Raw genomic sequence first — 24,986 nt, 5'->3', positions numbered from 1 at the left:
AGGGCCAGCATGACCAATTCCACCTCTGCGGCACCTGCCGCCGCCCCGACCGCCCTGAAAAAGCCCTCGTCCGCGACCCATCACGGCATCACGGTCAGTGATGATTACGCGTGGCTGCGCGACCCGAAATACCCGGTGGTGGACGATGCGGAGGTGCTGGCGCATCTGGCGGCGGAGAACGCCTGGTTCGAACACCGCATGGGGCCGCACAAGCCGCTGGTCGATAGCCTGTTCAAGGAAATGCGCGCCCGGATCAAGGAAGCGGATACCTCCGTCCCGCAGAAGGATGGCGACTGGCTCTACTGGGTCGAATATGAGGAAGGCGCGGAATACCGCCGCTGGTGGCGGAAGCCGGTAACCGGTGGCGACGACGAGCTAATTCTCGACGAACCGGCACTGGCCGAAGGGAAGGAATATTTCCGCCTTGGCGCGCTCGCGGTCAGCAAGGGCGGGACCAAGCTGGCGTTTTCGGTCGATGACAACGGGTCGGAGCGGTTCACCGCGCGGGTCAAGGATCTGGTCACCGGCGACATGCTGGGTGACGAGATTCCCGGCACGCTGTCCTCGCTGGTGTGGTGCGCGGGCGACCGGGCGCTGGTCTACAGCCTCGCCAACGAACAATGGCGCACCGACAACGCACGGCTCCACTGGCTGGGCACGAGCGTGGCGGACGATGTCGAACTTTATCACGAGGATGACGAAGGCTTCCGCGTGGGATCGGGGCTGTCATCGAACGAGAAATGGGTGGTCATTTCCGCTGGCGATCATGAAACCGGCGAAAGTTATATCATCCCGGCTGACGATCCCCTGGCCGCGCCGCTGCTGGTCAAGTCGCGGCAGAAGGGCGTCGAGTACGATGTGGACGAGCGGGATGGGACGCTGTTCATCCACACCAACGACACGCACGAAAACTTCCGCATCGCGACCGCGCCGCTGGACAATCCGGGCGAATGGACCACGCTGATCGAGGGATCGGACGAGTTTTACATCACCGGGTTCGAACTGTTCCGCGATTTCTACGTCGTCGAGGGGCGCCGCGGCGGTCTCGACGTGATCGAAGTGCGGTACTACGACGACCCGCAGCGGATCGAGCCGATCACCTTCCCCGAAGCGAGCTACAGTGCGGGGCTGGGCGACAACCGCGAATGGCACATGGAGCAGCTGCGGCTGTCCTATGAAAGCATGGTCAGCCCGGGCACGACCTATGATTACGATGTTGCGGCGCGGACGCTCGAAACCCTGAAGGTCCAGGAAATCCCCTCGGGATATGATGCCGACCTCTATACCACGGAACGGCTCGAGATCGCGGCGCGGGACGGCACGATGATCCCGGTCAGCGTGCTTTACCGCAAGGACCGGGTGACCCCCGGCCCGCTGCATCTATACGGCTACGGCGCTTACGGGATTTCCATTCCGCCCGGTTTTTCGACCACCCGGTTTAGCCTTGTGGACCGCGGCTTTGCCTATGCGATTGCGCATATCCGCGGCGGCGACGACCTCGGGCGGGCGTGGTACAAGGCGGGCAAACTGGAAAGCCGTAACAACGCCTTTACTGATTTTGTCGATGTGGCAAGCGGCCTGATCGATCGCGGCCTGACGCAAGTGGGCAAGATCAGCATCTCGGGTGGGTCGGCGGGCGGCGAACTGATGGGCGCGGTGATCAATTCCGACCCGCACCTGTTCGGCGCGGTGGTGGCGCATGTGCCCTTCGTGGATGTGCTGGCGACGATGCTCGATGCCACGCTGCCGCTGACCCCGGGCGAATGGCCAGAGTGGGGCAATCCGATCGAGGACCGGGCCGCGTTCGAGCTTATCCAGTCCTACAGTCCGTATGATCAGGTGAAGGCACAGGATTATCCCCCGATGCTGGTCACTGCCGGGCTCAACGATCCGCGCGTGACGTATTGGGAGCCGGCAAAATGGGTCGCCAAACTGCGCGAGCTGAAAACGGACCAGAACGAATTGCTGCTCAAGACCAACATGGGCGCGGGCCATGGCGGCAAATCGGGCCGCTTCGAAAGCCTGACCGAGACCGCCGAGGAATTCGCGTTCATCCTGTGGCAGATGGACGTGGCGGAGTGAGCAACCGCTTCACCAGGACCTTCACCGCAGGGCCGGACCATATCGACGTGATGGGCCATGTGAACAACGCGGTGTGGGTCCAGTGGGTGCAGGACATGGCGACGGCCCATTGGGAAGCAGCGGCACGGCCGGAGGACAAGGAAGCGTTCGTCTGGCTCGTGATCCGGCACGAGATCGATTACCGCGGCAATATCTCCGTCGGGCAAAGCGTCACCGCGGAAACCTGGATCCCCGATGGCGCGCGCGGCGCGAAATCAAACCGGCGTGTCGACTTTACCGATTCGGCGGGCAGGGTGATCGTCTCGGCCAGCACGACCTGGGCGATGCTGGACCGCGAGACCGGCCGGCTCGCCCGCGTCCGGCCCGAAGTAATGGCGCCGTTCGCCCAGCCTTGATGCGCCCGGGTTAAGCGGCGACCTGTTTGCCGGGCCGACGTTCGCCGCGCCGGTCGGGAAATCCGATCAGCTTTTCGAACACCGCGCGGTTCCGCCCCGCTTCCTTGGCTTGGTATAGCAGTTCGTCGGCCCGGACATACAGTTCGTTGAAACTGGTCGCTTCCAACCCTTCCAGCGGCATTTCGATCAGCCCCATGCTGGCGGTGACCAACCGGTCGAGCCCCGGCACTTCGCCGGCGGTCCGGGTCGGGATCGCCGTTCGGCGCTGTTCAGCCATCCGATGCGTGTCCGAACCGCGCAGCAGCAGGACGAATTCCTCCCCGCCAAGCCGCATCGCCAGCACATTCTCGTCGGGTTCCAGCGCCTGCGCGACGGCCTGCAAGACGGCATCCCCCACCGCATGACCGTGCGTATCGTTGACCAGCTTGAACCGGTCGAGATCGATGAGCGCGAACGTATGGAAGCCCAGCGCGCGCAGTTCGGCAAAGCGAGGTTCGATCCCTCGCCGGTTCATCAGGCCGGTCAGGGGATCGCATTCGGACAGCGCCTCGGACAGGCGGGCCTTCGAAATGGCCTGATCTCGCTGGCGGCGCACGATCATGAAACGGTCGGCCACGCCAAGCGCGGTGGCGACGCATTCCAGTGCAATTCCGAAATGAAACAGGCCGTTGGCATCGGTCTGGGTCAATTCGGGCACAAAATAGCTGATCACGCGCGCCGATCCGGCCAGGAACAGCGGTGTCCAGCCGATCAGCTGGAACCAGATCGCACGGCTACCGCTGCGAATTGCACTCCACATTACCATGGCGAACAGGGGCAGCATCATCGCGGAGCCGAAGTAGAACAGGTCGGATGAATAGCGGCCAAGGTTCTCGATGGCGCTGGCGTGGACCAGGGTAATGAAACCGGCCCACAGCGCGCCGAACATCAAGGCTCTGCGCATCGCGGGGGACAGTTTGCCGGGCTCGATGAAATGGGCCGCAAACATCGCCGCCGAAACGATCATTCCGCCCAGTGACACGACGACTCCTGCCCGCAGCTGCTGCATGCTCAGATCAACGAACCACGTATAAAAGCCAGCGGTCAGCACAATCTGGGCCAAGGCACAGATCGACAGGGCCAGGTGCCACAGCAAGAACGGCTCTCTCAGGATGCGGTAAAAGGCCAGGTTGAAGGCCAGCGGCATCATGATCATCCCGCACAGGACTGCCAGGAACAGCAAGAGACCCCGCTCGCGCGAAGCATTCCCCGGCAGTTCGTCCGCGAGTTCGAGTTGATCGAAGACGATCTGCTGTCCGGCTCCTTCGACGGCTATATAGACGAACCGTGTGTGCCCGGTGATTGCCGGGAGCGCGGCGGAATATCGCAGGTCGGGCAATCCGGGCTGCACTTCGCCAAAGGAGTAGCCGCGTGTGCGCATGGACCCATCGCGGTCTTCTGCAAGGATTTCGATGCGCTTGAAGGTTGCGCTGCGACCGATAAGAAAGCGGGGCAGATTTTCGTCGACCGTGCCGGGCTCGCGGCCGATTTCCATACGCAATACAGTGCGTTCCTGCGACAGGTCGAAATTGCCCGCCGCGCAATTCCACACGGGTTGCGAGGCGGTCAATCGTGCCAGGCTAATGTTGGCAGGGCCGCTGACCGAACACGCCGCACGCTGCACGGAAGCGCCCGAAACGGTAGGCATCGCCGCAGCGGGCAGGGCGATACCGGCGCCGATCAGCGCGATACACCAAACCAGTGCCCTGAAGAGTAAGTCCCGCCCCATCGTGGCACGGGTAACGAAAACTACTTAGCCCAAGGTTAAAAGGGCCAATCTTTTCAGCTTATTGCAGCGTCCACGGAAAGGTGCTGGTAACCAAGTTCATCCGCCACCGCGGCATAGGTCACTCGCCCGGCATGGACATTCAGCCCCTCGGCCAGATGCGGGTTGCGGCGCATCGCTTCCTTCCAGCCCATCTGCGCGATTTTCAACGCATGGGGCAGGGTGACGTTGTTCAGCGCGTAGGTGCTGGTCCGGGCCACCGCGCCGGGCATGTTGGCGACGCAGTAATGCACGATGTCATCCACCACATAGGTCGGTTCGGCATGGGTGGTGGCGTGACTGGTTTCGAAACAACCGCCTTGGTCGATCGCGACATCCACCAGCACCGCGCCGGGGCACATGGTCTTCAGCATCGCGCGGCTGACCAGTTTGGGCGCGGCCGCCCCCGGGACCAGTACCGCGCCGATTACCAGGTCCGCTTCCGCCACGGATTCCTCGAGGTTCGCCTTGTTCGAGAAACGGGTCTTGGCCCGGCTTTCGAAGTGAATGCCGAGCTTTTCGAGCACTTCGGGATCGCGGTCGAGAATGGTGGTATCCGCCCCAAGGCCGACCGCCATCTGCGCCGCGTTGAAGCCGACTACGCCGCCTCCGATCACCACGACCTTGCCCGGAAGAACGCCGGGGACGCCGCCCAGCAGCACGCCGCGTCCGCCGTGCGCTTTTTCCAGCGCGGTGGCGCCCGCCTGGATGCTCATCCGCCCGGCAACCTGGCTCATCGGCTTCAGCAGCGGCAGACTGCCGCCCGGACCGGTCACGGTTTCATAGGCGATCGCGGTGACGCCTGAGCGGACGAGGTCGGCCGTCTGTTCGGGGTCCGGCGCGAGATGAAGGTAGGTGTAGAGGATCTGGCCTTCGCGCAGCTTGGCGCGCTCGACTGCCTGGGGTTCCTTGACCTTGACCACCATTTCGCAATTGGCGAAAATCGGGTCTGGCCCGTCCTGGATGACCGCTCCGGCGGCGAGGTACTGGTCATCGGTCGCGCTGATGCCCATTCCGGCACCGGTCTCGACCCAGACCTGGTGGCCGTTGACGGTCAGTTCCTTGACGCTTTCGGGGGTCAGGCCGACCCGGTATTCGTGATTCTTGATTTCCTTGGGGCAACCGACGAGCATGGCGCTTCTCCTTGGCCCGGGTCGTTACAAGTGAAACCGGATTGGTGCAACGCCGTTCCGTCCCTTGTAAACTTAAAGCGGATTGCCGTCCCGGTCGCGGTAAATCTCGCGGCGCCCGACATGGTTGGCAGGACCGACGAGACCTTCTTCTTCCATCCGTTCGATCCATTTGGCGGCGGTGTTGTAACCTACGCCCATCTGGCGCTGCAGCCAGCTGCCGCTCGCCTTCTGGCTTTCGAACACCGACTGGCAGGCCTGGCGGTATTTGCGCTCGTCCGGATCGTCGCTGGAGGTCAGTTCATCGTCGAAACTGAAGCCGCCGTCTTCCGGTTCCTCGGTTACCGCATCGACGTAATCCGGTTTGCCCTGCGCCCGCCAGTGGCTGGCGACCCGTTCGACTTCCTCGTCCGAGACGAAGGGCCCGTGGACACGTACCATCGCACCGGTGTTCGGCTTGTACAACATGTCACCCTTGCCCAGCAGCTGTTCGCTGCCCTGTTCGCCCAGGATGGTGCGGCTGTCGATCCGGCTGGTGACCTTGAAGCTGATCCGGGTGGGGAGGTTGGCCTTGATCACGCCGGTGATGACATCGACCGAGGGGCGCTGGGTCGCCATGATCAGGTGGATGCCCGCGGCGCGCGATTTCTGGCTCAGGCGCTGGATCAGCACTTCGATTTCCTTGCCGATGGTGACCATCAAGTCGGCCAGTTCGTCGACGATCAGGACGATCTGCGGCAACGGCTGGTAATCGAGCTGTTCTTCCTCGAACAATTCCTCGCCGGTGTCTGGATCGAAACCGATGCCGACCCTGCGGCCGAGCGGCTTGCCCTTGGCGATCGCAGTGTTGACCCGTTCGTTGAAGCCGTTGAGGTTGCGCGCGCCGATGCTGCTCATCATCCGGTAACGGCGTTCCATTTCCTCGACCGCCCATTTCAGAGCACGCACCGATTTATGCGGTTCGGTAACCACCGGTGAAAGCAGGTGAGGGATATCGTCGTAGCTCTTGAGTTCCAGCACCTTGGGATCGATCAGGATCAGGCGGCATTCGGCTGGCGTGAAACGGTACAGCAGCGACAGCAGGATGCAGTTGAGGCCGACCGACTTGCCCGACCCGGTGGTCCCGGCGACCAGCAGATGAGGCATCGCGGCGAGATCGGCGACGATCGGATCCCCGGCAATATCCTTGCCCAGGATGATCGGCAGATTTCCGGTCGAATCGGCAAACGCCGCGCAAGCCACCAGTTCCTTGAGTGCGACCGTCTGGCGGTCCGCGTTGGGCAGTTCGATGCCCATCACGGTCTTGCCCGGGATTGGCGAGACGCGCGCACTGATCGCGGACATATTCCGCGCGATATCTTCCGCCAGGCCGATGACCCGGCTGGCCTTGATCCCCGGTGCCGGTTCCAGTTCGTACATGGTCACCACCGGGCCGGTGCGCACCGCGGTAATCTCGCCCTTGACGTTGAAATCGTCGAGCACGGTTTCGAGCAGGCGGGCGTTGCGTTCCAGCGCCATCTTGTCGAGCTTGGGGGCCTGGTGGACCGGCGGTTCTTCCAGCAATTCGAGGCCCGGCAATTCGTACTTCGCAAACATGTCGCGCTGTTTGGTCTTGGCCATCGCGGCTTTCTTGGGCGGCGCGGAAGGATCGGTAATCTCGGGCATCCGGCGTGCGGGCTGCTGCGTGAAGGGCTCGTCCGCCGCAGGCTTGGCAGTTGCCACCCGAGCCTTGCGCCGCGGGGCAAAGGCATCGTCCTCGCCCGGTTCGTCCGATGCACGTTGGAGGAAAGCCGGCAAGGTGAGCAATTGCGCCCAATCGATCGCGAAAACGCGGGTCACCAGCGTCGCCCCGCCCACCAGGCACAGCAGGGCCAGGCCGAGGATAGTCCATGGCTGGGCACCTTCGGGGAAGCGGCCCGCGACCGCTTCGATCGCCCCGGCGCCGAGCAGGCCGGAAATGCCGCCAAGCGTGGCGGGGAAGGTTCCGCCGGGCCCTTGGAACGTAAGCGCCAGCACCGTGGAAATGAGCGTCATCGCCGCCAGCAGCATACCGACCGGCTGCCACCAGCGCGTTTCGGTATCGCGGTCCTCCTGTTCGACATCGCGCCACAATTTCCGCGCGCCGACATACAGCAGCGGCAGCAGCAGGATGCCGGTCAGGCCGAACAGGAACAGGACCCGTTCCGCCGCCCATGCGCCGGCCATTCCCATCCAGTTGCCGATATCGGTTCCCGCGGCCGCGGTGGAGGCACTGGGGTCGGTGTGCGTGTAGCTTACCAGTGCCAATCCGAGGAAGATCGCTGCCAGCAGCAGCGCGGCGGCCCCGGTCATCTGCAGGGCACGGCGCAGCGAACGGCGGAATGCCGCGCGCCAGTCCGTCGCCGATGATTTCCCGATTGCGCGGGTGGCCATGGTGTCTTCCTCACATCACCTGCAATCAGGTGTCCTAGGGGTATAATGCACAGCGCGGGACTCCCGCGTCAAGAATCCGATCGCAAAAAGACGCCGTTCGCAGTTCTACTGTGGCGCGCCTGCCAGTTCGTTCGCCAGCCCGTCGATGGCTCCCCAGCGCGGCCAGCCGAGTTGCTCCGCGCGGGCGGGGTTCATTCCTCCAAGCGCAATAGCCGGCGCAGCGGATTGCTTTGCGAGGGCATGGAAGCCCTCCGAACCCAGGACCTCGACCCCCGGATGGGAGCGGGTGGCAAAGACCGGCGATACGAAAACTCCGTCCGCTCCGTGCGTGTTCGCCCGGGCAATTTCGGCAGCGTCATGGGCGGCGGCAAGCCAGAGCATGCGGTCGGGGCGCTGGTCCGTTTCTATTGGACGCCCGCCATAGAGCCCGTCCGCGCCCCAGTCCGCCCCTTCGTGCCATCGTTTGGACGAAAGGATTACGCGGTGATCCTGCGTGCGGGCAACTTTAGCCAACTGGCCGAACCGGGCGCGCCGATCTTCGCCCCCGAGATGGTAATGGCGAAACACGAACCCGGAACCCCGCGGGAGCGCCCGTAGCGCCCTTTCCAGCGCGCCATCGTTGCGGGCATCGCTCAGCAGCCAAAGCAGCGGCAGGGTCTGGCATGTCATCATGCCTCCGCTATAGCGCAGCGATGACCGAAAACGAACACGCCGCCGCCCGCCTTTTAACCGTGCGCGAGAAAATCGCTGCCGCTGCCGCCCTTGCCCAGCGCGAGGTCGAGGATATTACCCTGATCGCGGTCAGCAAGACCCATGATGCGGATACTATCCTGCCGCTGCTAAATGCGGGGCAGCGGGTATTCGGGGAAAACCGCGTGCAGGAAACCGCTGCCAAATGGCCCGCCCTGCGCGAAGAATTGCCGGACGTTCAACTGCATCTTGTCGGCAGCCTCCAGTCCAACAAGGCAGGCGACGCGGTCAGCCTGTTCGACTGCATCCATTCGCTCGACCGGCCGAGCCTGGTCAAGTCGCTGGCCGGCGCGATGGACAAGGCCGGGCGGCGGATACCTTGCTTTATCCAGGTCGACATCGGCGATGAAGAGCAGAAAGGCGGCTGCGCGATTGCCGACCTTCCTGCGCTGATCGAGCAGGCGAGGGTTGCCGATATCCCGTTGGCCGGACTGATGTGCGTGCCGCCCGCCGGGATCGAGCCGACCCCGTTCTTCGCGCTGCTCGACAAGCTCGCGGCCGATCACGGCCTTGACGGGCTGAGCATGGGCATGAGCGGCGATTTCGAGACTGCGGTGAAACTCGGGGCGACCCATGTCCGCGTCGGCACCGCCCTGTTCGGCGCACGCGAATAGCGCGCACGAAAAAGGGGGCCGCTTCCTTCCGGAAACGGCCCCCTTTTCTTCGAATCTAAGACCTAGAACTTGCCGCGAACAGTCACGCCGTAGGTGCGCGGCTCGGCGAGGAATGCCGAGTAGACCTGCTGCGAAGCGACGAACGGCGTGTTGAACGCAACCTGCGTGTAGCCCTTGTCGAACAGGTTCTGTGCCCAGCCTTCGATCGCCCAGGCTTCATCCGGTCCGCGGATGCCGATGCGGGCGTTCACGAGGAAGAAGCCGTCCTGTTCCTTGCCGTAGAGGAGGTCCGAACCGGTGTTGTAATCGCCGGTCATGCGGGCGTTGACGAAGAACAGTCCCGACAGGCCGCTGCTGCCCAGTTCGGGAGTGTAGCTGAACGAGGTCGTGCCGACCCATTCCGGCGCGTTCGACAGATTGTCACCCGGCAGCAGGCGAAGGGCCGGATCGAGCGGCGAACCGGTGTCGCGGCCGATCAGATCGTCTTCATAGCTGGTGTCGGTGTAGGTGATGCCCATGGTCATGGTCAGGTCGGGAACCGGGCTGAGCGATGCTTCGAGTTCAACCCCTTGCGCGACCACACCCGGTTTGACGTCATCGGGCGCGCAAGTACCGGTCACGGCGCTCGCATCGGTATCCGCTCCGCCCAGATCGGTGCCGCAGGCGTTGACGTTCTGCACCAGGAAGACCGAACCGTTGAAGGTGTTCAGCTGGAAATTGCTGAATTCCTGGCGGTAGATCGCGCCGCTGAGCGAGAAGCCCGGAGCGGTGAACTTGGCGCCGATTTCATAGGCGTCAACTTCTTCCTGGTCGAATTGCAGGTTCGCTGTCGTGCCGACCACTGCCGGATTTCCGGCGACCGGATTGCTCAGCGCCGAACGGTCGAGGTTGAACCCGCCCGCCTTGTAGCCGCGCGAATAGCTGCTGTAGAGCAGCAGGTCGGGGGTCGGCTGCCACGACAGGACCGCCGTGCCCGAAAACGCATCTTCTTTGCGGCTGTCGCTGAGCGACAGGCCGTTGATCTCGGAAGTCGAGTTGCCCTGGCAGGACAGGGAGATAAGCCCGCCAGCAAGGCCGGCGAGGGTCGGCACGCCAAGCAGGCCGGACAACAGCGCCCGGTTCTGCGGGCAGTAGATGTTGTCATTGCCGAATGATGCGTCGAAATCCTTGGTTTCGTTAGTGTAACGAAGGCCGAGCGTCAGATCGAGCGTGTTGGTGATGTGGAAGATGTTGTGCGTGAAGAACGCGAAGTTCTTGCTGTTCTGCTCGTAGATATCGCCCGTGCCGCCAACATCGTTGACCTGCGCCAGCGTATCGAGGCCAGCGAAGATCAGCGGGGTTGCCGCGCCGAACGCGCCGGCACCGCCATTGGCGGCCTGGAGGACTGCGCGCCCACCTGCGCTGAGGCAGCCGGTGCTCAGCGGTGATGCCAGGGCGGGGTTGACGGCGTTGACGATCCGGCAGGGGGCAAAGGCCCCGTACTGGGTGCCGAACCGCAGATTGTCCCGCACGGTCAGGTCTTCGTTGGCGAAGAAGCCGCCAACCAGCCAATCGAGCCGGTCATCGAACGCCGTGCCCTGGAGACGGAGTTCCTGGGTGAAGGTTTCGAACGCCCGTGCGCCGGCATCCCTGCCCGGCTCGCGGTAGAGAATGTCCACCGTCGTGTAATCGGTGTCCGAACCCTGGTTGTTGGAATATTCGCGGTATCCGGTGATCGACGTCAGGGAGACGTTCCCGAAATCGTAATTCACTTCGAAGGCGGCACCGTAATCCTCGGTCTCGCCCTCGTAGGAACGGCCGGGGGTCGAATAGATGTCGTAATTGAACGTGTCCTGCGTCAGCGCATTCGGGTTCTGGCCGAGCGCCAGCAGGACCGGGATGATCGGGTTCTGGGTGCTGGTCAGCGCCGGACTGCCGGGCAGCGGGCGGGCGAAAGAATCTAGCCCGGGCGAGACGCGCGCCAGCGGAGCAAAACCGGGCTGCACGAACACGGCGGCGCAGCAGGCTTCGTCTTTCTTGGAATAATCGAGCGTCAGCCGGGCATCGAGCGCGTCGTTCGGTTCGAACAGCAACTGGCCGCGGACCAGGTAACGGTCGCGATTGTTCACCTTGGTATCGTTGGTGACGTCGTTGTAGAACCCGTCGCGCTTGAAATAGACTGCATCGACCCGGGCGGCGATGGTTTCGGTCACCGGACCGGTGAGGCCGCCTTCGGCACGGATCGCGTCGTAATTGCCGTAGCTGAACGCGCCGTAACCGCCGAAATCGAACTCCGGCTTGGCGGTGTAGATGCTGATCAGACCGGCAGACGCGTTACGCCCGCCAAGCGTGCCCTGCGGGCCGCGGAGAATTTCGATCCGGTCGATCGGACCCAGTTCGCTAAGCGCGTTGCCGCTGCGCGAACGGTAGACACCGTCAACGAAGACCGCGACCGAACTTTCGAGGCCAGGATTGTCCCCGACGGTGCCGATCCCGCGGATACGGGCCGAACCGTTGGCTTCGTTCCCGGTGGAGGACACCAGCAGCGAGGGAGCGACTTGGTTCAGTTCGCGAATGTCGTTGGCACCCGATTTCTCGAGCAGGTCACCAGAAACGGCGGAAATGGCCACCGGAACGTCCGACAATTGCTGCTCGCGGCCCTGCGCGGTCACGACAATGATCGAGGAATCGTCAAAATCCTGCTGTTCAGGAGCCGGTTGCTCCTGCGCGAAGGCCGGCATCGCCGCCATCGAAGCAATGGACACACAAACAAGGGACGTAGTTGCCCGCAAAGCGAATTTCATGATCATGCTCTCCCAAACATTATTATTATTGATTGCCCATTTATTGCATGAACATTGCGCAACACCAGTTTTTAATCAAGACCCACGTTGTTGCATCCAACAGTCATGCTTCTTCGAGTTCTGCTTGCCGTTCGTCACTGGCCGCATCGAGCAAAGCACCCTCGATAGACCGCAATCTTTCGGCGCTGGTTATTTTATTCCCAAGAAGGTCGGTTACATAGAAATTATCTGCCGCGCGCTCACCATACGACGTGATGTGTGCCGAATATACCACAAGCTGGAATTCGAAAAGCGACCGGGCGAGGCGGTTGAGCAGGGCCGGACGGTCGCGCGCGTTCACTTCGATGACGGTGAACCGGTTGGAGGCTTCGTTGTCGAACAGCACCCGCGGGCGAACGTCGAAAGTGCGCGCGCGCGAATGCGGGAGCGGGCGTTTGGCAAGCCGCGGCACCAGTTCGATCCGGTTCGCGAGCGCGTCGGAAATCGACCGCTTGATACGGTCGATCTGGCCGGGTTCGCGGAATGGTTTTCCGAGCGGGTCCTGGATCAGGAAATTGTCGACCGCCCAGCCGCTCCGGGTCGTATGGATACGCGCGTCGATGATGTTCGCGCCGGCAAGGTGGATACCGCCCGCGATCCGGTAGAACAGGCCGGGATGATCCGACGCGATGATCGTGACCAGCGTCGCGCCGCGTCCTTCGTCATACTCGCAGTGGATCGACAGTTCTTCTTCGCGGCTTCGGGCGACGGAAAACTGGACCAGGTTGCGGGCGATGATTTCTTCGGGTTCCGCAATCCAGTAGGCATCGCCGAACAGCTTGCCGAAATCGTCGATCATGTGCGAATTTTCGCCCATCAGGCCCGCAACGGTTTCCTTTTTGTAAGCGACCCGTTCCTTGCGCCGATGGGGCATGTGGCCAAGCCGCAGCCGTTCCTGCGCCGCATCCGATAGCTCGCCCAGCAACTGCCGTTTCCAGCTGTTCCAGACGCCCGGCCCGACCGCGCGGATATCCACCGCGGTCAGCATCATCAGGTGGCGCAGCCGCTCGACGCTCTGCACTTCGGCGACGAAATTCTCGATCGTCTGCGGGTCCGTCAGGTCCCGCTTGAAGGCGGTTGCGCTCATCAGCAGGTGATAGCGGACCAGCCATGCGACGAGGTCGGTCTCGCCCTGGTCCAGCCCGAAACGGGGGCACAGTTCCTCGGCCACTTCGGCGCCCAGCACCGAATGATCACCGCCCCGGCCCTTGGCGATATCGTGCAGCAGGACCGCGACATAGGCTGCCCGGCGCGAGGCGACCTGGTGGATCAGCCGGGATGCGCGGGGATGGTCTTCGACCAGCTCGCCGCGTTCGATCCGGCTGAGCAAGCCGATTGCACGGATGGTGTGTTCGTCGACGGTGTAATGGTGGTACATGTCGAACTGCATCTGCGCGTTGACGCGCCCGAAATCGGGTACGAACTTGCCGAAAACGCCCGTTTCGTTGAACCATCGCAGGACTTTTTCCGGGTCGTTCCTGCCCGTCAGCAGGTCGAGGAACAGCGCGTTGGCCCGCGGGTCCTTGCGAACGGCCGAAGTGATCAGGCCGGAATCGCGGTCGGCCTGCCGCATGGTCGCGGGGTGCACTTCCAGCCCTTCGGCTTCGGCGATCTGGAACACTTCGATCAGCCGGGCGGGATCTTTCGCAAACCAGTCGTCGGTCGGGGCTTCGATCTTCCCGCCGTTGACCCGGTATCCCTTGACCCAGCGAGGGCGGGTGGTGAACCCGGCCAGCAGGCCGCGCCGGGAACGACGCTGCGCGAATTGCTGGTCGATATGGTCGAGGAACACCCCGGTCAGGCTGCCGACCCGTTTCGCTTGCAGAAAATAGAGCTGCATGAACCGTTCCACCGCGCTCTTGCCCGGACGGTCGGCGAAGTTCATCCGCTGCGCTACCTGGCGCTGCAGATCGAAGGTCAGCCGGTCTTCCGCGCGGCCGGTGATCATGTGCAAGTGGCAGCGCACCGCCAGCATGAAGGTTTCTGCACGGCGGAACGAACGGTATTCCAGCCGGGTCAGCAAGCCCGCTTCGACCAGGTCCGCCCCGCTCCTGACCTTGTGGATGTATTTGCCGATCCAGTAGAGCGTCTGCAGGTCGCGCAGGCCGCCCTTGCCGTCTTTCACATTGGGCTCGACGACATAGCGGCTGTCGCCCATCCGCTTGTGCCGTGCGTTGCGTTCTTCCAGCTTCTCGGACAGGAATTTGCGCTCGGTCCCGGCCACCACTTCGGCGAAGAAGCGCTTGCGGGATTCGTCGTAGAGATCATTGTCACCCCACAGGAAGCGCCCTTCCAGCAGCGACGTGCGGATCGAAAGGTCTTCCTTCGCCATCCGCACCATATCGTCGGGCGTGCGGCTGGAATGACCCACCTTCAGGCCCAGGTCCCACAGGAAATAGAGGATCGCCTCGATTACCTGTTCACACCACGGCGCACGCCGGGTGGGGGTGAAAAACGCGATATCGACGTCGGAATGGGGGGCCATTTCGGCGCGGCCGTAACCGCCCACTGCCATGATGCTCAGCCGTTCGCCGGTCGACCGGTTGCCGGAGGGATAGACATCGCGGACCACGTGATCGTGGATCAGACGGACCAGCTGGTCGACAAGGAATGCCTGGCCTGCGCAGCATTCGTGCCCCGCGGACGGCTTTTCTTCCAGCCGGCGCGCCACTTCGGCCCGCCCGTCATCCAGCGCGCCGCGCAGCAGGGCCACGATTTCCGGCCTCGCCCCGGCGCCATCGCGCGCGACCAGTTCCGCGATCGCGGCACCGATTGCCCGCCGGTCGATAATCGCGCGCTGGTTGGGGATCCTTACCTGGTTCACAAGCTCAATAGATTCCCCGCGGCGTCAAGGGTTTGGATCAACCTGCACCCATTGCGGCGGCGTATTGTTCGCGCAGGGTCTTCTTGTCGATCTTCTGGGTGCCCAGCTTGGGCAGCGGCTCATCCGCTTCCCATAGGTGGGCAGGAAGCTTGAAAGGTGCAAGCTTGCCGTCGAGAAAGGCGCAGAGTTCGTCCGGTGTCAGCGCCGCGCCTTCGCGCACCATATAGGTCGCGCCGACAATTTCGCCGAACCGCTCGTCGGGCAGGCCGAACACCGAACATTCCGCCACGTCAGGGTGGGCGTAAATCGCCTGTTCGACTTCGATGCAGGAGATATTCTCCCCGCCGCGGATGATGATGTCCTTCTTGCGGTCGACGATGAACAGATAGCCGTCCTCGTCGACATAGCCGAGGTCCCCGGTGCGGAAATAGCCATCCTTGGTGAAGGCCGCCTTGGTCGCCGCGTCGTTTTTCCAGTAGCCGCGGAAGTTGGCGATGGTGCGCAGGCAGACTTCGCCGACCTGGCCCTGGTCCAGTTTCTCGCCGTCATCGTCGAGGATCGCAAGATCTACCAGCGGGCGGCTGGCCTTGCCCGTGCTGCCGGGCTTGGCGAGGTAGTTCTCGTTGAAATTGCCGCAGCCGACTGCGTTGGTTTCGGTCAGGCCGTACCCCAGCAGCGGGAAGCCGTCGGGAAACGAATCGCGGATCTTCGCCACATGGTCGACCGGGCGCGGCGCACCGCCGGCGGCGAAGCTCTTGCAGGTTGAAAGATCATAGTCGCCGCGGTCGGGATGGGTCGCCATTTCGTAGCTCATCAGCGGCACGCCGACGAAATAGCTGACCTTTTCCGCTTCGATCAGGCGCATGGCTTCGCGCGCGTTCCACTTGGGCATCAGCACCAATTTGCGGCCGATGGCGTAGCTTTGCAGGAACAACGGTACTTCGCCGGTCACGTGGAACAGCGGTACCGCGACCAGCGCGCAGGGCTGGCCGACCGGCGGATTGCCCTGCTTGGTCAGCAGCAGCGAAGCCATCGCGGACTGCGCGACATAGCTCATGGTGCCGGATACCACGCCAAGATGGTCGGACCACGCGCCCTTGGGATAGCCGGTGGAACCGGAGGTGTAGAGGATGGTCGCGACATCGTCCGGCCCCAGGTCGGGCAGGGCGGCAGAACCCGGTTCGGCCCAGATATTGGCAAGGCCGGCCGATGGCGAACCGCCATGATCGATGATCACCAGTTCGGCGGAATGGTCGGTTCCTGCCAGCCGGTCCGCGCGCGCCTGGTCAGCCAGCACCAGGCTGCATTCGGCAATGCGGACACCGAACGCCAGTTCGTCACCGGTCCAGAAACCGTTGAGCAAGGTCGCGCAGCCGCCCGCCATCACGATGCCCATGTAGGAAATGATCCAGTTGGCCGAATTGCGCGCGGCGATGCCGACGCGGTCACCGGTCTTCACCCCGTGGCGAGAAACCAGTCCGGCAGCGACCGCTTGCGCCGCGGCGTAGGTTTCGCCGAAGGTCAGGCGGACGTCGCCATCGACCAGGAACGGCACGTCGGCGTGTTCGTGGCAATAATGCGCGAAATAATGCGCCAGGCTCGGCGGCGCGTTCTTGAACGCCGGCATTTGCTGGCCCGAACGCTCGTGAGGTACCGTTTCAAAGGGCTGCCCTGGTTGCACCAATGCGTCCATTATGGCGTTCAGTGCCTGATCCAGTTCCGTTGCCATCTAGTAGTATCTCCCAATCCCGATTATGCGGTCCGCCTTGTTCCGGCGAATTCGCGCTGGTCAATCCATATGAGCCCGAATGTTCGCGGCAAAGGGTTTAACCTCCCGCCGGGCTATGCCAAAAGCCGCTGGGGATCCGGCGATGCGGGATATCCATGCGGCTTCTGGTTACTTAAGGGGTAAGCTTCTTGCTGTCACTACTGGCATCTGCCGCTGCATCCGATCCGATCCAATGGGCGGAACTCGGGCTGAAACCCGGCATTGAAATCGGGTCCTTCACCCTGCGCTATTATTCGCTCGCCTATCTGGGCGGGCTACTGTTCGCCTATTGGCACCTGTCGAAGATGCTCCGCGAACCCGGCGCGCCGATGGCCCAGCGCCATGCGGACGACCTGTTCTTTTACTGTACGCTGGGGATCATCCTCGGCGGTCGGCTCGGTTACGCGATGTTCTACGATCCGGCGCTGTTCACCAGTTTCGAAGGCGATGGGTTCGTATCCTACCGGTTGCTGCGGCTGTGGGACGGCGGAATGAGTTTCCACGGCGGGCTAATGGGCGTGTTGGCAGCGATCGCTTTCGTCAGCTGGCGCGGCCAATTGAGCTTCCTGCGGGTGTGCGATTACATCGCGGTCAACGTTCCGGTGGGCATGATGCTCGGCCGGCTCGCCAATTTCGTGAACGGGGAATTGTGGGGCCGGGTGATCACCGTTCCCAGCGACGTGCCGTGGGCGATGGTGTTCCCCGGCGCCGGCCCTCTGGCCCGGCATCCCTCGCAGCTTTACCAGGCGGCACTGGAAGGTGCGATCCTCGTCGTGATCCTGCTCTACGCTTTCTGGCGTACCCGGGCGCGGTACCGCCCGGGGCTGATGGTGGGGATGTTCACCACCGGAGTTTCCATCGGACGCTTCGTGTCCGAATTCTTCCGCGAACCCGATGCGCAACTGGCCGACTTCGCGCGCGAGACCGGCTTGTCGATGGGCCAGTGGCTGACCATTCCGCTGATCGTGCTGGGCATTGCGGTGATGGCGCGCGCGCTGATCCGCCGGCCGCTCGCCAGCGGCACGAAGGGTGATCCCGCTCCCGCATGAAGTTGAGCCCCGACGAACCCGGCGGCGACCATGCGGAGATGTTCCGCCGGCTGATCCGCACCCACGGTCCGATTTCGCTGTCCCGCTTCATGGGGGAAAGCAACGCGAGCTATTACGCGGGCAAGGATCCGCTGGGGGCGGACGGCGATTTCGTCACCGCGCCCGAGATCAGCCAGATGTTCGGCGAGCTGATCGGGTTGTGGCTGGCGGATATGTGGATCGCCGCCGGCCGCCCGCAACCGGTCCACTATGTCGAACTCGGTCCCGGGCGCGGCACGCTGGCGAAGGACGCTCTGCGCAGTGCCGGGCGGTACGGGTTGGAACCGTCGGTCCATCTGGTCGAGGGGTCGCCCGTCCTGCGCGAAATCCAGCGGGCCGCGCTGGGGCCGGTGACCTTCCACGGCGACCTGACCGGCGTGCCGGCGGACGGGCCGTTACTGCTGGTGGCGAACGAGTTTCTCGATGCACTGCCGATCCGGCAGCTGGTCCGCACGGCGCACGGCTGGCGCGAACGGATGGTCGGGCTGCACGAGGATAGGCTGGCATTCGTTGCCGGAGACCAGCCGATGGATGCTGCGGTCCCGCCCGAATGGCAGGACGCCGCGGAGGGGACTCTGATCGAAACCTGCCCCGCGGCGGCGGCCGTCATGCATGAAATTGCCGCGCGGCTGGCGGCGCAGGGCGGGGCAGCGCTGCTGATCGATTACGGCCATGCGCAGCGTCGCTCCGGATCGACCTTGCAGGCGGTACGCGGGCACAGGAAGGTCGATCCGCTGGACGCGCCGGGCGCTGCGGACCTGACCGCGCACGTCGATTTTGACACCCTCGACAGCATCGCCCGTACGCATGATGTCCGGTTACTCGGCACGGTGCCGCAGGGCAAATGGCTGACCGGTCTCGGCATCGACATGCGCGCCGAAGCGCTTTCCCGGGCGGCCCCTCACCTTGCCGCACAGCTACAGCAGGACAAGCAGCGGCTGGTCGCGGACGAGGAGATGGGCATGCTGTTCAAGGTAATGGGCCTCGCCGGGCCGGGCTGGCCGGGCGGGTCCGGTTTCCCGGCGGATTAGCGGCGTAACCTAAAAGCCGATCTTGTCCGCCAGTGTCCGGGCAGCCTGCGCCGGGGACCGCTTGTCCTCCAGCCGGTCAACCGAGAGGTTCGCTTCGCGCATTGCCTCGACGGAAATCGCGCCGACCAGCGGTTCCAGCGCGGCCACCAGCCGGGCGTCCTTGGCCGCGTCGGGAGAAATCAGCACCAGCGCATCGTAGGACGGGAACGCGCCCTTGGTATCCTCGATGATCCGCAGCCGGTCGGCAGCCACCCGCCCGTCGGACGTATAGGCGGAAATGACATCCGCTTCGCCGCCCGTGAGGGCGTCGTACAGGAAGGTGCTGGTGAAGTTGCGCTGCCGGTCGAAGTCCAGTCCATACGCGCTGCGCACCGCAATCCATTCCGGACGTTCGAAAAACTCGACATCGCCGCCGATCGTCAGGCGCGGAGCCGCCCGGGCCAGGTCGCCAAGCGTCTCGATACCCAATGCCGCCGCGCGGTCTTCGCGCATGGCCAGGGCGTAGGCATTTTCAAAACCGAGCTGCCCCAGGACGAGGGTGCCAGTGCTTTCCCGTTCCCACCGGACCAATTCGTCATACATCGCTTCGCGGCCCGGATTGTCGCTCCGGCCGAGCTGGTTGGTCCATAGGGTGCCGGTGTAATCGACCGAGATGTCGATCCCCCCGCTGGTCAGCGCCTGGTGCACCACCGCCGACCCCAGCCCGTCGCGGTATTCGACCGAATAGCCCGCACTTTCCAGCCTCTGGCCGATCAGCCGGGCGAGGATATATTGCTCGGAGAAATTCTTGGCGCCGATCACGATGGTATCGCCGGTGGTTGGCCGCTGGGCAATTCCGGCGGCGGCGACTCCCGCCAGCGCCAGTGCAATACCGCTCCACACCAGCCAGCGCTTGCGCCGGGCAAACCCGCGCTCGACCGCGCCGAGCAGCGCGTCAGCAACCATCGCAAGGCCGGCCGAGGCGATGCATCCAGCCAACACCAGCGCCCAGTTCTGGGTCTGCAATCCCGCGAAGATCGGATCGCCGAGGCTGGGCTGGCCGATCGTTGTCGATAGCGTGGCCGCGCCGATGGTCCAAACTGCGGCGGTCCGGATCCCCGCCATGATGTACGGCGCGGCGAGCGGTGCCTCCACCAGCCGCAGTTTCTGCCACCGGGTCATGCCCACGCCGTCCGCGGCCTCCAGCACGCCGCCCGCCATGTGTTCGCGCGCCGTCACCGCGTTGCGCAGGATCGGCAGCAGGGCGTAGAGCGCCAGCGCCAGCAGCGCGGGCAGGAAGCCGAGGGTCGGTAGCCCCTCGCCGAAGACACTGCGCAGGCTGAGCAGGACCGGGAAGAACAATGCCAGCAACGCCAGCGCGGGGATGGTCTGGACCAGGCTGGCGAAACCCAGCGCGATCCGCGACACCGGCGGCGAGCGGCTGGCCCACACCGCGAGCGGCAGCGCGGTGATGATCCCCAGCGCCAGCGCGGCGGCGGCGAGCAGGACATGGGCGGACAATTTGTCCCCCATTCCGGCCAGATGGGTCAGGATATCGCTCACCGTGCAGCGTCCAGCCGGGCAAGGGCGGCGGCCTGTTCGCGCGGTACGGCCACCAGCCCCTGCGCAATATCGCCGCCCGCACCGGCCAGCAACGCCTGCGGCGGTTCGTCCGCCACGATCCGGCCGCCGTCCATCACCAGCACCCGGTCGGCCAGCAGCAACGCTTCCGCCATGTCATGCGTTACCATTATCGTGGTCAGGCCGAGCCGCTCGTGCAGCAGGCGCACCCGCTTGCCCAGTCCGTCGCGCGTCACGGGGTCGAGCGCGCCGAAGGGTTCGTCCATCAGCAGCAGGTGCGGATTTCCTGCCAGCGCCCGCGCCACGCCAATCCGCTGACGCTGGCCGCCCGAGAGTTCATGCGGCATGCGGACGGCATATTCCGGCTCCAGTTCGACCAGTTCCAGCAGTTCGGCAATCCGCTCCGCGCTCGCCCGTTTGCCAGCAAGACGCGGGCCGATGCCGATATTTTCCGCCACGGTCATATGCGGGAACAGGCCGACGCCCTGGAACACATAACCCAGCCGGCGGCGCAATGCGGCTGGCGGGGCATCGCGCACGTCGCGGCCTTCGAAAATTACCCGCCCCTGGTCCGGATCTCCCAGCCTGTTGACCATTTTCAGCAGCGTCGACTTGCCCGACCCCGACGCCCCGACCAGCGCTACGAAACTGCCCTGCGCGATGGCGCAATCGGTGGCCGCAACCGCGACCACGCCGGCGAAACTTCGGGAGACATTTTCAAAACGCAGGTGCGGGCCGGTCGGCGTCGGGGATGCAGGCTGGTCCATCGGTGCCCGCTCTATGGCCTCGGCCTGGCGAGGTCAAAGCCTGCCATCAGGACCGGAAGCGCGGGTATCTACAGCACCGATAGCGGCAGGGTGAGCCGCGCCATGAAACCTTCGGGCCGCATTTCGCGCTCCAGCTTCCCGCGAAGTTGGCTGGTTACGGTCATTTCCACCAGCCTGGTGCCGAAGCCCTGATGCTCGGGGTCCGCCGGGCTGCCCGATACTGGCAACGGCCCGCCGATCTCCTGCCATTCGATGATCGCCGAGCCGCCGCTCTCGATGCCGTTCTCACCGCTGCTTTCTTCGCTCGCCGGGTAACCACCTGCGGCGCTGCCTTCGGTGTGGCTCACGGTCACCGCGACCCTGCCTTCGGGCACCGACAAGGCACCGTATTTTGCCGCGTTGGTGGCGAATTCGTGGAACACCAGCGCCAGAGGCGTGGCCGATTGGACCCCGATCGTTACCCCGTCGCCGCGCACGGTGACGCGCCCGGAACTTCCTTCGGCATAGGGCTTCAGCAATATCTCGAGCAGCCCGTGGAGACTGTCGCCCATTTCGTTATCGACGGGACGCACGAAATCATGCGCGCGCCCCAACGCGCGGATCTTGCTGTTCAGCTCTTCGGCAAACACGTCGGCTTCGGGCCGGGTGCGGGAGGTCAGCGAGATAAGCCCGGAAACCACCGCGAAGATGTTTTTGATCCGGTGGGACAATTCCAGCGCCAGCAGCTTGTTGTTTTCCGAATGCCGGTACGCGTCGTCGACATCCGTGACCGTCCCGGCCCAGCGCAACCGGGAGGTGACCTTGGAGGACATCGGCCGCGCCCGTGCGAGCGCCCACCGATAGCTTCCGTCGCGCTGCCTCAGGCGGTATCTGCCCTCGTAAGGGGTGGCCGTCCTGACACACTCGAGGAATTCGGAAAGCGCCGTGTCGAAATCGTCGGGATGGATGAACGCGCCCCATTCGATTGCGGTCTGGGGCGGCTCGGCGCCGGTCACTTCTTTCCAGCTGGCGTTAAAATAATCGAACTGGCCGTTCGCGTCGGCCGACCACGCGATCTGCGTCAGGCTGTCGAGAATCGTGCGGAGGCGAACCCGGCTGGTCTCCAGCTTGCTTTCCGCTTCTCGGCGCTCGCGGTTGTGCCGCATCCGGCAGGTAACCGATTGCGCCAGCGTTTCCAGGCCTTTCAGCTGGAACGGCGTGAGGCCCTCCGGGCGGGCAACGGTGTCGATGACGCACAGTGCGCCGATCGGGGTGCCGTCCTCGGCGTGCAGCGGAGCCCCGGCGTAGAAGCGGATATTTTCCGGCCCGGTTACCAGCGAGAAATCGGCAAAGCGCGGGTCTTTCGTCGCGTCAGGCACGACGAGGGGCGCGGTGCCTTTCATCGAATGCGCACAGAACGAGGTTGAACGGTGGGTTTCACGTTCCTCGGTGCCTTCACGGGCGAGGAACCACTGCCGTTCCCCGTCGACGACGGTGACAGTGGACAGCGGCGTGTTGCAGAGTTCGGCAGCGAAATGGACTATCGCGTTGATTTCCGGATCATCCTGCAGCGCATCGAGGCCGTGGGAGGCCAGGATTTGCGCGCGCGCGGCCTCGGCTGCCTCGGTATCGGGCAACGCGCCGACCAGGGTCGCTGACGACCCGCTTTCGGGTTTGAATCGTTGAGGCACTTTTTTCGGCGCGCTTTCATGCTCGGGAGGGGTCTATTCGACGGAATTCACTACTTGGGGAACCAAAATTTCGCAAACAGTTGTAGTCGCGCCCTGTTGGGAAGTTCCCGAAGCAGCTTGACCCCGATTGTGCGGGAGATAGGATCGCGGTCAGGGGGGCAGAACTGATGAACACAACCGCCAGGCCAATGCCGCATGCGCTCGCGCCGACATGGTTCGACGTGGTACTCGCCGTGCTTTCCGCGGCGTTGCTTGCCGCTGTCCTCGGGGCGTTGGCCGGAGGGCGGGGCGAATGGTCGATGTTGCCGGCGAACGTCTGGTTTCACCTCGTAACGATCATCATTGCCCTTGCTCTGACGCCGGTCATGCTGCTGCGGTTCCGCGGGGACCGGCTGCACCGGACGCTGGGCTATGTCTGGCTGGTCAGCATGGTCACCACCGCGCTGATGTCGTTCTCGATCCGCCAGATCAACGACGGGACTTTCAGTTTCATCCATCTGCTGTCGGTGCTGACCCTGTGGGTCTGTTACAAGCTCGTCCGCAACGCCCGCGCGCATGACCCCATCGGTCATCGCCGCGAAGTTCGGGGGATCGTGCTGGGCGCCTTGATGATCGCCGGATTTTTCACCTTCCAGTTCGACCGGGTGATGGGCCAATGGCTGATCGCTTTGACGGCGGGGAATTGATGGTTTAGCCAGACAGCGGATCGCGGCATTTTTCGCGTTCGGGGGCATAGCTGCGCAACGATCGCAGCGGGGGACGGGGTGAATCTGATGGCATCGATCCCGCACCCGCGCGGCACCCGGGTTCCCAGCCTGCTATCGCGCGGCGTGCGCCAGATTATCCTGTGGCTGTACCGTTTGAAAGGCTGGAAGCTCGACGGCAACCTTCCGGGGATCCCCAAATATGTCATCGCCGGCGCGCCGCATTCGTCGAACTGGGACTTCGTGTTCTTCGTCGGAGCAACCGCAGAGCAAGGCGTCCAGCCCAATTTCATGGGCAAGAACACGCTGTTCCGGTGGCCGATGGCCAGGTTCATGCTGGATATGGGCGGCATCCCGGTCGACCGTTCGAAAAGCGCCAATTACGTTGCCCAGGTCGCTGCCGAATTCGCCGCGCGCGACACGCTGGCGCTGGTGATCGCGGCAGAGGGTACCCGTTCGTCCAAAGGGGAATGGCGGTCGGGGTTTTACCATATCGCGATGGCGAGCGGGGTACCCATCGTCCCCTCGTGGGTGTGCAACAGGCGAAAGATCCTCGGGTTCGGCCCGCCGATCATGCCGACCGGGGACTACGCGGCGGACCTATCGCAGATCGCCGCGTTCATGCGGTCACGGCTGCCGGATTATGACCGCTACAAGGTGCTTGAAGCGCAGGCAGCGGCCTTGGTGGAGGCGCGTGATGCTTGACGCACTGCTGGTAAATGCGGGCATCCTGCTGGCGTTGGTACTGGCCTTGTGGCTGGTATCGGTGCGGATCGGCGACGTGTCCTTCATCGATGGCTTCTGGGGAGCGGGCATGGCGATCATGGCCATCACCAGTTTCTCGCAGTTGCCGGATCCCGGCCGGCTTTCGGTACTGCTGCTGGCGATGACGGCGGTGTGGGGTTTCCGGCTCGGCATCCATTTGTTCCGCCGCTGGCGGGCTGAGGGCGAGGACCAGCGGTACGCGAAAATCTTGCGGAAGGACCGCGAGAAAGAACGTTTCGCCTTCGCCGCGTTGACCAAGATCTGGCTCGGGCAGGCGGTGCTGCTGTTCCTCGTGTCGAGCCCCGCGCAGGCCGGTATCCTGCGCAGCGGACAGGATCTGCCGATATCATGGCTGGTATGGGCCGGCTTCGCGCTGTGGTGCTTGGGCATGGTATTCGAAGTGGTCGGCGATTGGCAGCTGTCCCGCTTCAAGGCGGACCCCTCTAACAAGGGCGAGGTGATGGACCGCGGCCTGTGGCGCTACACCCGGCACCCGAATTATTTCGGTGACGCCTGCGTCTGGTGGGGCATCTGGCTCGCAGCGGCCTCGACTGGATGGGATGTGGCCCTGTGGACGGTCGCCGGGCCGATCTTCCTGACGTTCACGCTGACCCGCTGGTCGGGGGCGCCGCTGCTCGAAGGCGGCATGAAGAAACGCCGCCCCGGATATGCCGATTATATCGAACGGACATCCGGCTTCGTGCCGATGCCGCCGAAAAAGCGGGCATAGCCGCGCCGTCGCGCCGCCGTGTTGAAGTTCGTCGACACATGGGGGCACTTGGCGTAAAATCGCTTCACGC

At 63.9% G+C, this 24,986-nt stretch carries 18 protein-coding genes; 8 read left to right on the top strand and 10 right to left on the bottom strand.

The window, feature by feature from the left end; translation table 11 throughout:
* The first annotated feature begins 9 nt into the window (after nucleotides 1-9).
* Nucleotides 10-2,082, top strand: a complete 2,073-nt coding sequence (locus GRI65_RS07280) for a S9 family peptidase (RefSeq protein WP_160755874.1) — start codon at nucleotides 10-12, stop codon at nucleotides 2,080-2,082.
* The gene (locus tag GRI65_RS07275) at nucleotides 2,079-2,477 is read left to right on the top strand and encodes an acyl-CoA thioesterase (protein ID WP_160755873.1); all 399 of its coding nucleotides are present in this window, start codon (nucleotides 2,079-2,081) and stop codon (nucleotides 2,475-2,477) included. The genes GRI65_RS07280 and GRI65_RS07275 overlap by 4 nt, the downstream gene beginning before the upstream one ends.
* A 10-nt stretch (nucleotides 2,478-2,487) precedes the next feature.
* Here GRI65_RS07275 and GRI65_RS07270 read toward each other — a convergent pair whose 3' ends face one another.
* From GRI65_RS07270 to GRI65_RS07255, 4 genes are all read right to left on the bottom strand, one after another.
* Complete coding sequence (locus GRI65_RS07270; protein ID WP_160755872.1) at nucleotides 2,488-4,245, bottom strand: GGDEF domain-containing protein; 1,758 nt, start codon at nucleotides 4,243-4,245, stop codon at nucleotides 2,488-2,490.
* A 53-nt stretch (nucleotides 4,246-4,298) separates the two neighbouring features.
* Nucleotides 4,299-5,414 carry an alanine dehydrogenase gene (gene ald / locus GRI65_RS07265; RefSeq protein ID WP_160755871.1) on the bottom strand — a complete coding sequence of 372 codons (1,116 nt, stop codon included), beginning with the start codon at nucleotides 5,412-5,414 and terminating at the stop codon, nucleotides 4,299-4,301.
* 72 nt (nucleotides 5,415-5,486) lie between these two features.
* Nucleotides 5,487-7,823 (bottom strand): DNA translocase FtsK, encoded by a 2,337-nt coding sequence (locus GRI65_RS07260; protein ID WP_160755870.1) that lies wholly within the window; start codon nucleotides 7,821-7,823, stop codon nucleotides 5,487-5,489.
* Nucleotides 7,824-7,928: 105 nt separating this feature from the next.
* Nucleotides 7,929-8,492: a thiamine phosphate synthase gene (locus tag GRI65_RS07255; RefSeq protein ID WP_160755869.1), complete on the bottom strand. Its 564-nt coding sequence runs from the start codon at nucleotides 8,490-8,492 to the stop codon at nucleotides 7,929-7,931.
* A gap of 23 nt (nucleotides 8,493-8,515) precedes the next feature.
* Here GRI65_RS07255 and GRI65_RS07250 point away from each other — a divergent pair, with 23 nt between their 5' ends.
* The gene (locus GRI65_RS07250; RefSeq protein ID WP_160755868.1) at nucleotides 8,516-9,187 is read left to right on the top strand and encodes a YggS family pyridoxal phosphate-dependent enzyme; all 672 of its coding nucleotides are present in this window, start codon (nucleotides 8,516-8,518) and stop codon (nucleotides 9,185-9,187) included.
* A 62-nt stretch (nucleotides 9,188-9,249) separates the two neighbouring features.
* On the opposite strand, the gene GRI65_RS07245 is transcribed toward GRI65_RS07250, so the two are convergent.
* The 3 genes from GRI65_RS07245 to GRI65_RS07235 all read right to left on the bottom strand — a co-directional run bounded on the left by GRI65_RS07245 (nucleotide 9,250) and on the right by GRI65_RS07235 (nucleotide 16,562).
* Nucleotides 9,250-11,970, bottom strand: coding sequence for a TonB-dependent receptor (locus GRI65_RS07245; protein WP_160755867.1), 2,721 nt, complete (start codon nucleotides 11,968-11,970; stop codon nucleotides 9,250-9,252).
* A gap of 103 nt (nucleotides 11,971-12,073) precedes the next feature.
* Nucleotides 12,074-14,833: a [protein-PII] uridylyltransferase gene (locus tag GRI65_RS07240; protein WP_160755866.1), complete on the bottom strand. Its 2,760-nt coding sequence runs from the start codon at nucleotides 14,831-14,833 to the stop codon at nucleotides 12,074-12,076.
* Between the two features lie 37 nt (nucleotides 14,834-14,870).
* Nucleotides 14,871-16,562: a class I adenylate-forming enzyme family protein gene (locus GRI65_RS07235; RefSeq protein WP_160755865.1), complete on the bottom strand. Its 1,692-nt coding sequence runs from the start codon at nucleotides 16,560-16,562 to the stop codon at nucleotides 14,871-14,873.
* Nucleotides 16,563-16,750: 188 nt separating this feature from the next.
* Here GRI65_RS07235 and lgt point away from each other — a divergent pair, with 188 nt between their 5' ends.
* Together lgt and GRI65_RS07225 are read left to right on the top strand one after the other, a co-directional pair.
* Nucleotides 16,751-17,650, top strand: a complete 900-nt coding sequence (gene lgt, locus GRI65_RS07230; protein WP_160755864.1) for a prolipoprotein diacylglyceryl transferase — start codon at nucleotides 16,751-16,753, stop codon at nucleotides 17,648-17,650.
* Entirely contained in the window at nucleotides 17,647-18,720 is a 1,074-nt protein-coding gene (locus GRI65_RS07225) for a class I SAM-dependent methyltransferase (protein ID WP_160755863.1), read from the top strand. The genes lgt and GRI65_RS07225 overlap by 4 nt, the downstream gene beginning before the upstream one ends.
* Before the next feature lie 9 nt (nucleotides 18,721-18,729).
* On the opposite strand, the gene GRI65_RS07220 is transcribed toward GRI65_RS07225, so the two are convergent.
* From GRI65_RS07220 to GRI65_RS07210, 3 genes are all read right to left on the bottom strand, one after another.
* Nucleotides 18,730-20,232: a glycine betaine ABC transporter substrate-binding protein gene (locus GRI65_RS07220; RefSeq protein WP_160756527.1), complete on the bottom strand. Its 1,503-nt coding sequence runs from the start codon at nucleotides 20,230-20,232 to the stop codon at nucleotides 18,730-18,732.
* A gap of 26 nt (nucleotides 20,233-20,258) precedes the next feature.
* Nucleotides 20,259-21,047, bottom strand: a complete 789-nt coding sequence (locus GRI65_RS07215; protein WP_160755862.1) for an ATP-binding cassette domain-containing protein — start codon at nucleotides 21,045-21,047, stop codon at nucleotides 20,259-20,261.
* A 68-nt stretch (nucleotides 21,048-21,115) separates the two neighbouring features.
* A complete protein-coding gene (locus GRI65_RS07210) occupies nucleotides 21,116-22,717 on the bottom strand; it encodes a sensor histidine kinase (protein ID WP_160755861.1) in 1,602 nt (533 codons plus the stop codon).
* Between the two features lie 167 nt (nucleotides 22,718-22,884).
* Between GRI65_RS07210 and GRI65_RS07205 the strand changes: the two genes are divergently transcribed.
* The 3 genes from GRI65_RS07205 (at nucleotide 22,885) to GRI65_RS07195 (ending at nucleotide 24,916) form a co-directional block, all read left to right on the top strand.
* Complete coding sequence (locus GRI65_RS07205; protein WP_160755860.1) at nucleotides 22,885-23,403, top strand: DUF2306 domain-containing protein; 519 nt, start codon at nucleotides 22,885-22,887, stop codon at nucleotides 23,401-23,403.
* Nucleotides 23,404-23,490: 87 nt separating this feature from the next.
* Nucleotides 23,491-24,126, top strand: a complete 636-nt coding sequence (locus GRI65_RS07200; protein WP_160755859.1) for a lysophospholipid acyltransferase family protein — start codon at nucleotides 23,491-23,493, stop codon at nucleotides 24,124-24,126.
* Nucleotides 24,119-24,916, top strand: a complete 798-nt coding sequence (locus GRI65_RS07195; RefSeq protein WP_160755858.1) for a DUF1295 domain-containing protein — start codon at nucleotides 24,119-24,121, stop codon at nucleotides 24,914-24,916. The genes GRI65_RS07200 and GRI65_RS07195 overlap by 8 nt, the downstream gene beginning before the upstream one ends.
* Nucleotides 24,917-24,986: the final 70 nt, after the last annotated feature.

The organism is Allopontixanthobacter sediminis (assembly GCF_009828115.1).
Classification (GTDB): domain Bacteria; phylum Pseudomonadota; class Alphaproteobacteria; order Sphingomonadales; family Sphingomonadaceae; genus Allopontixanthobacter; species Allopontixanthobacter sediminis.
This window is presented reverse-complemented; position numbering and strand designations above follow the sequence as displayed.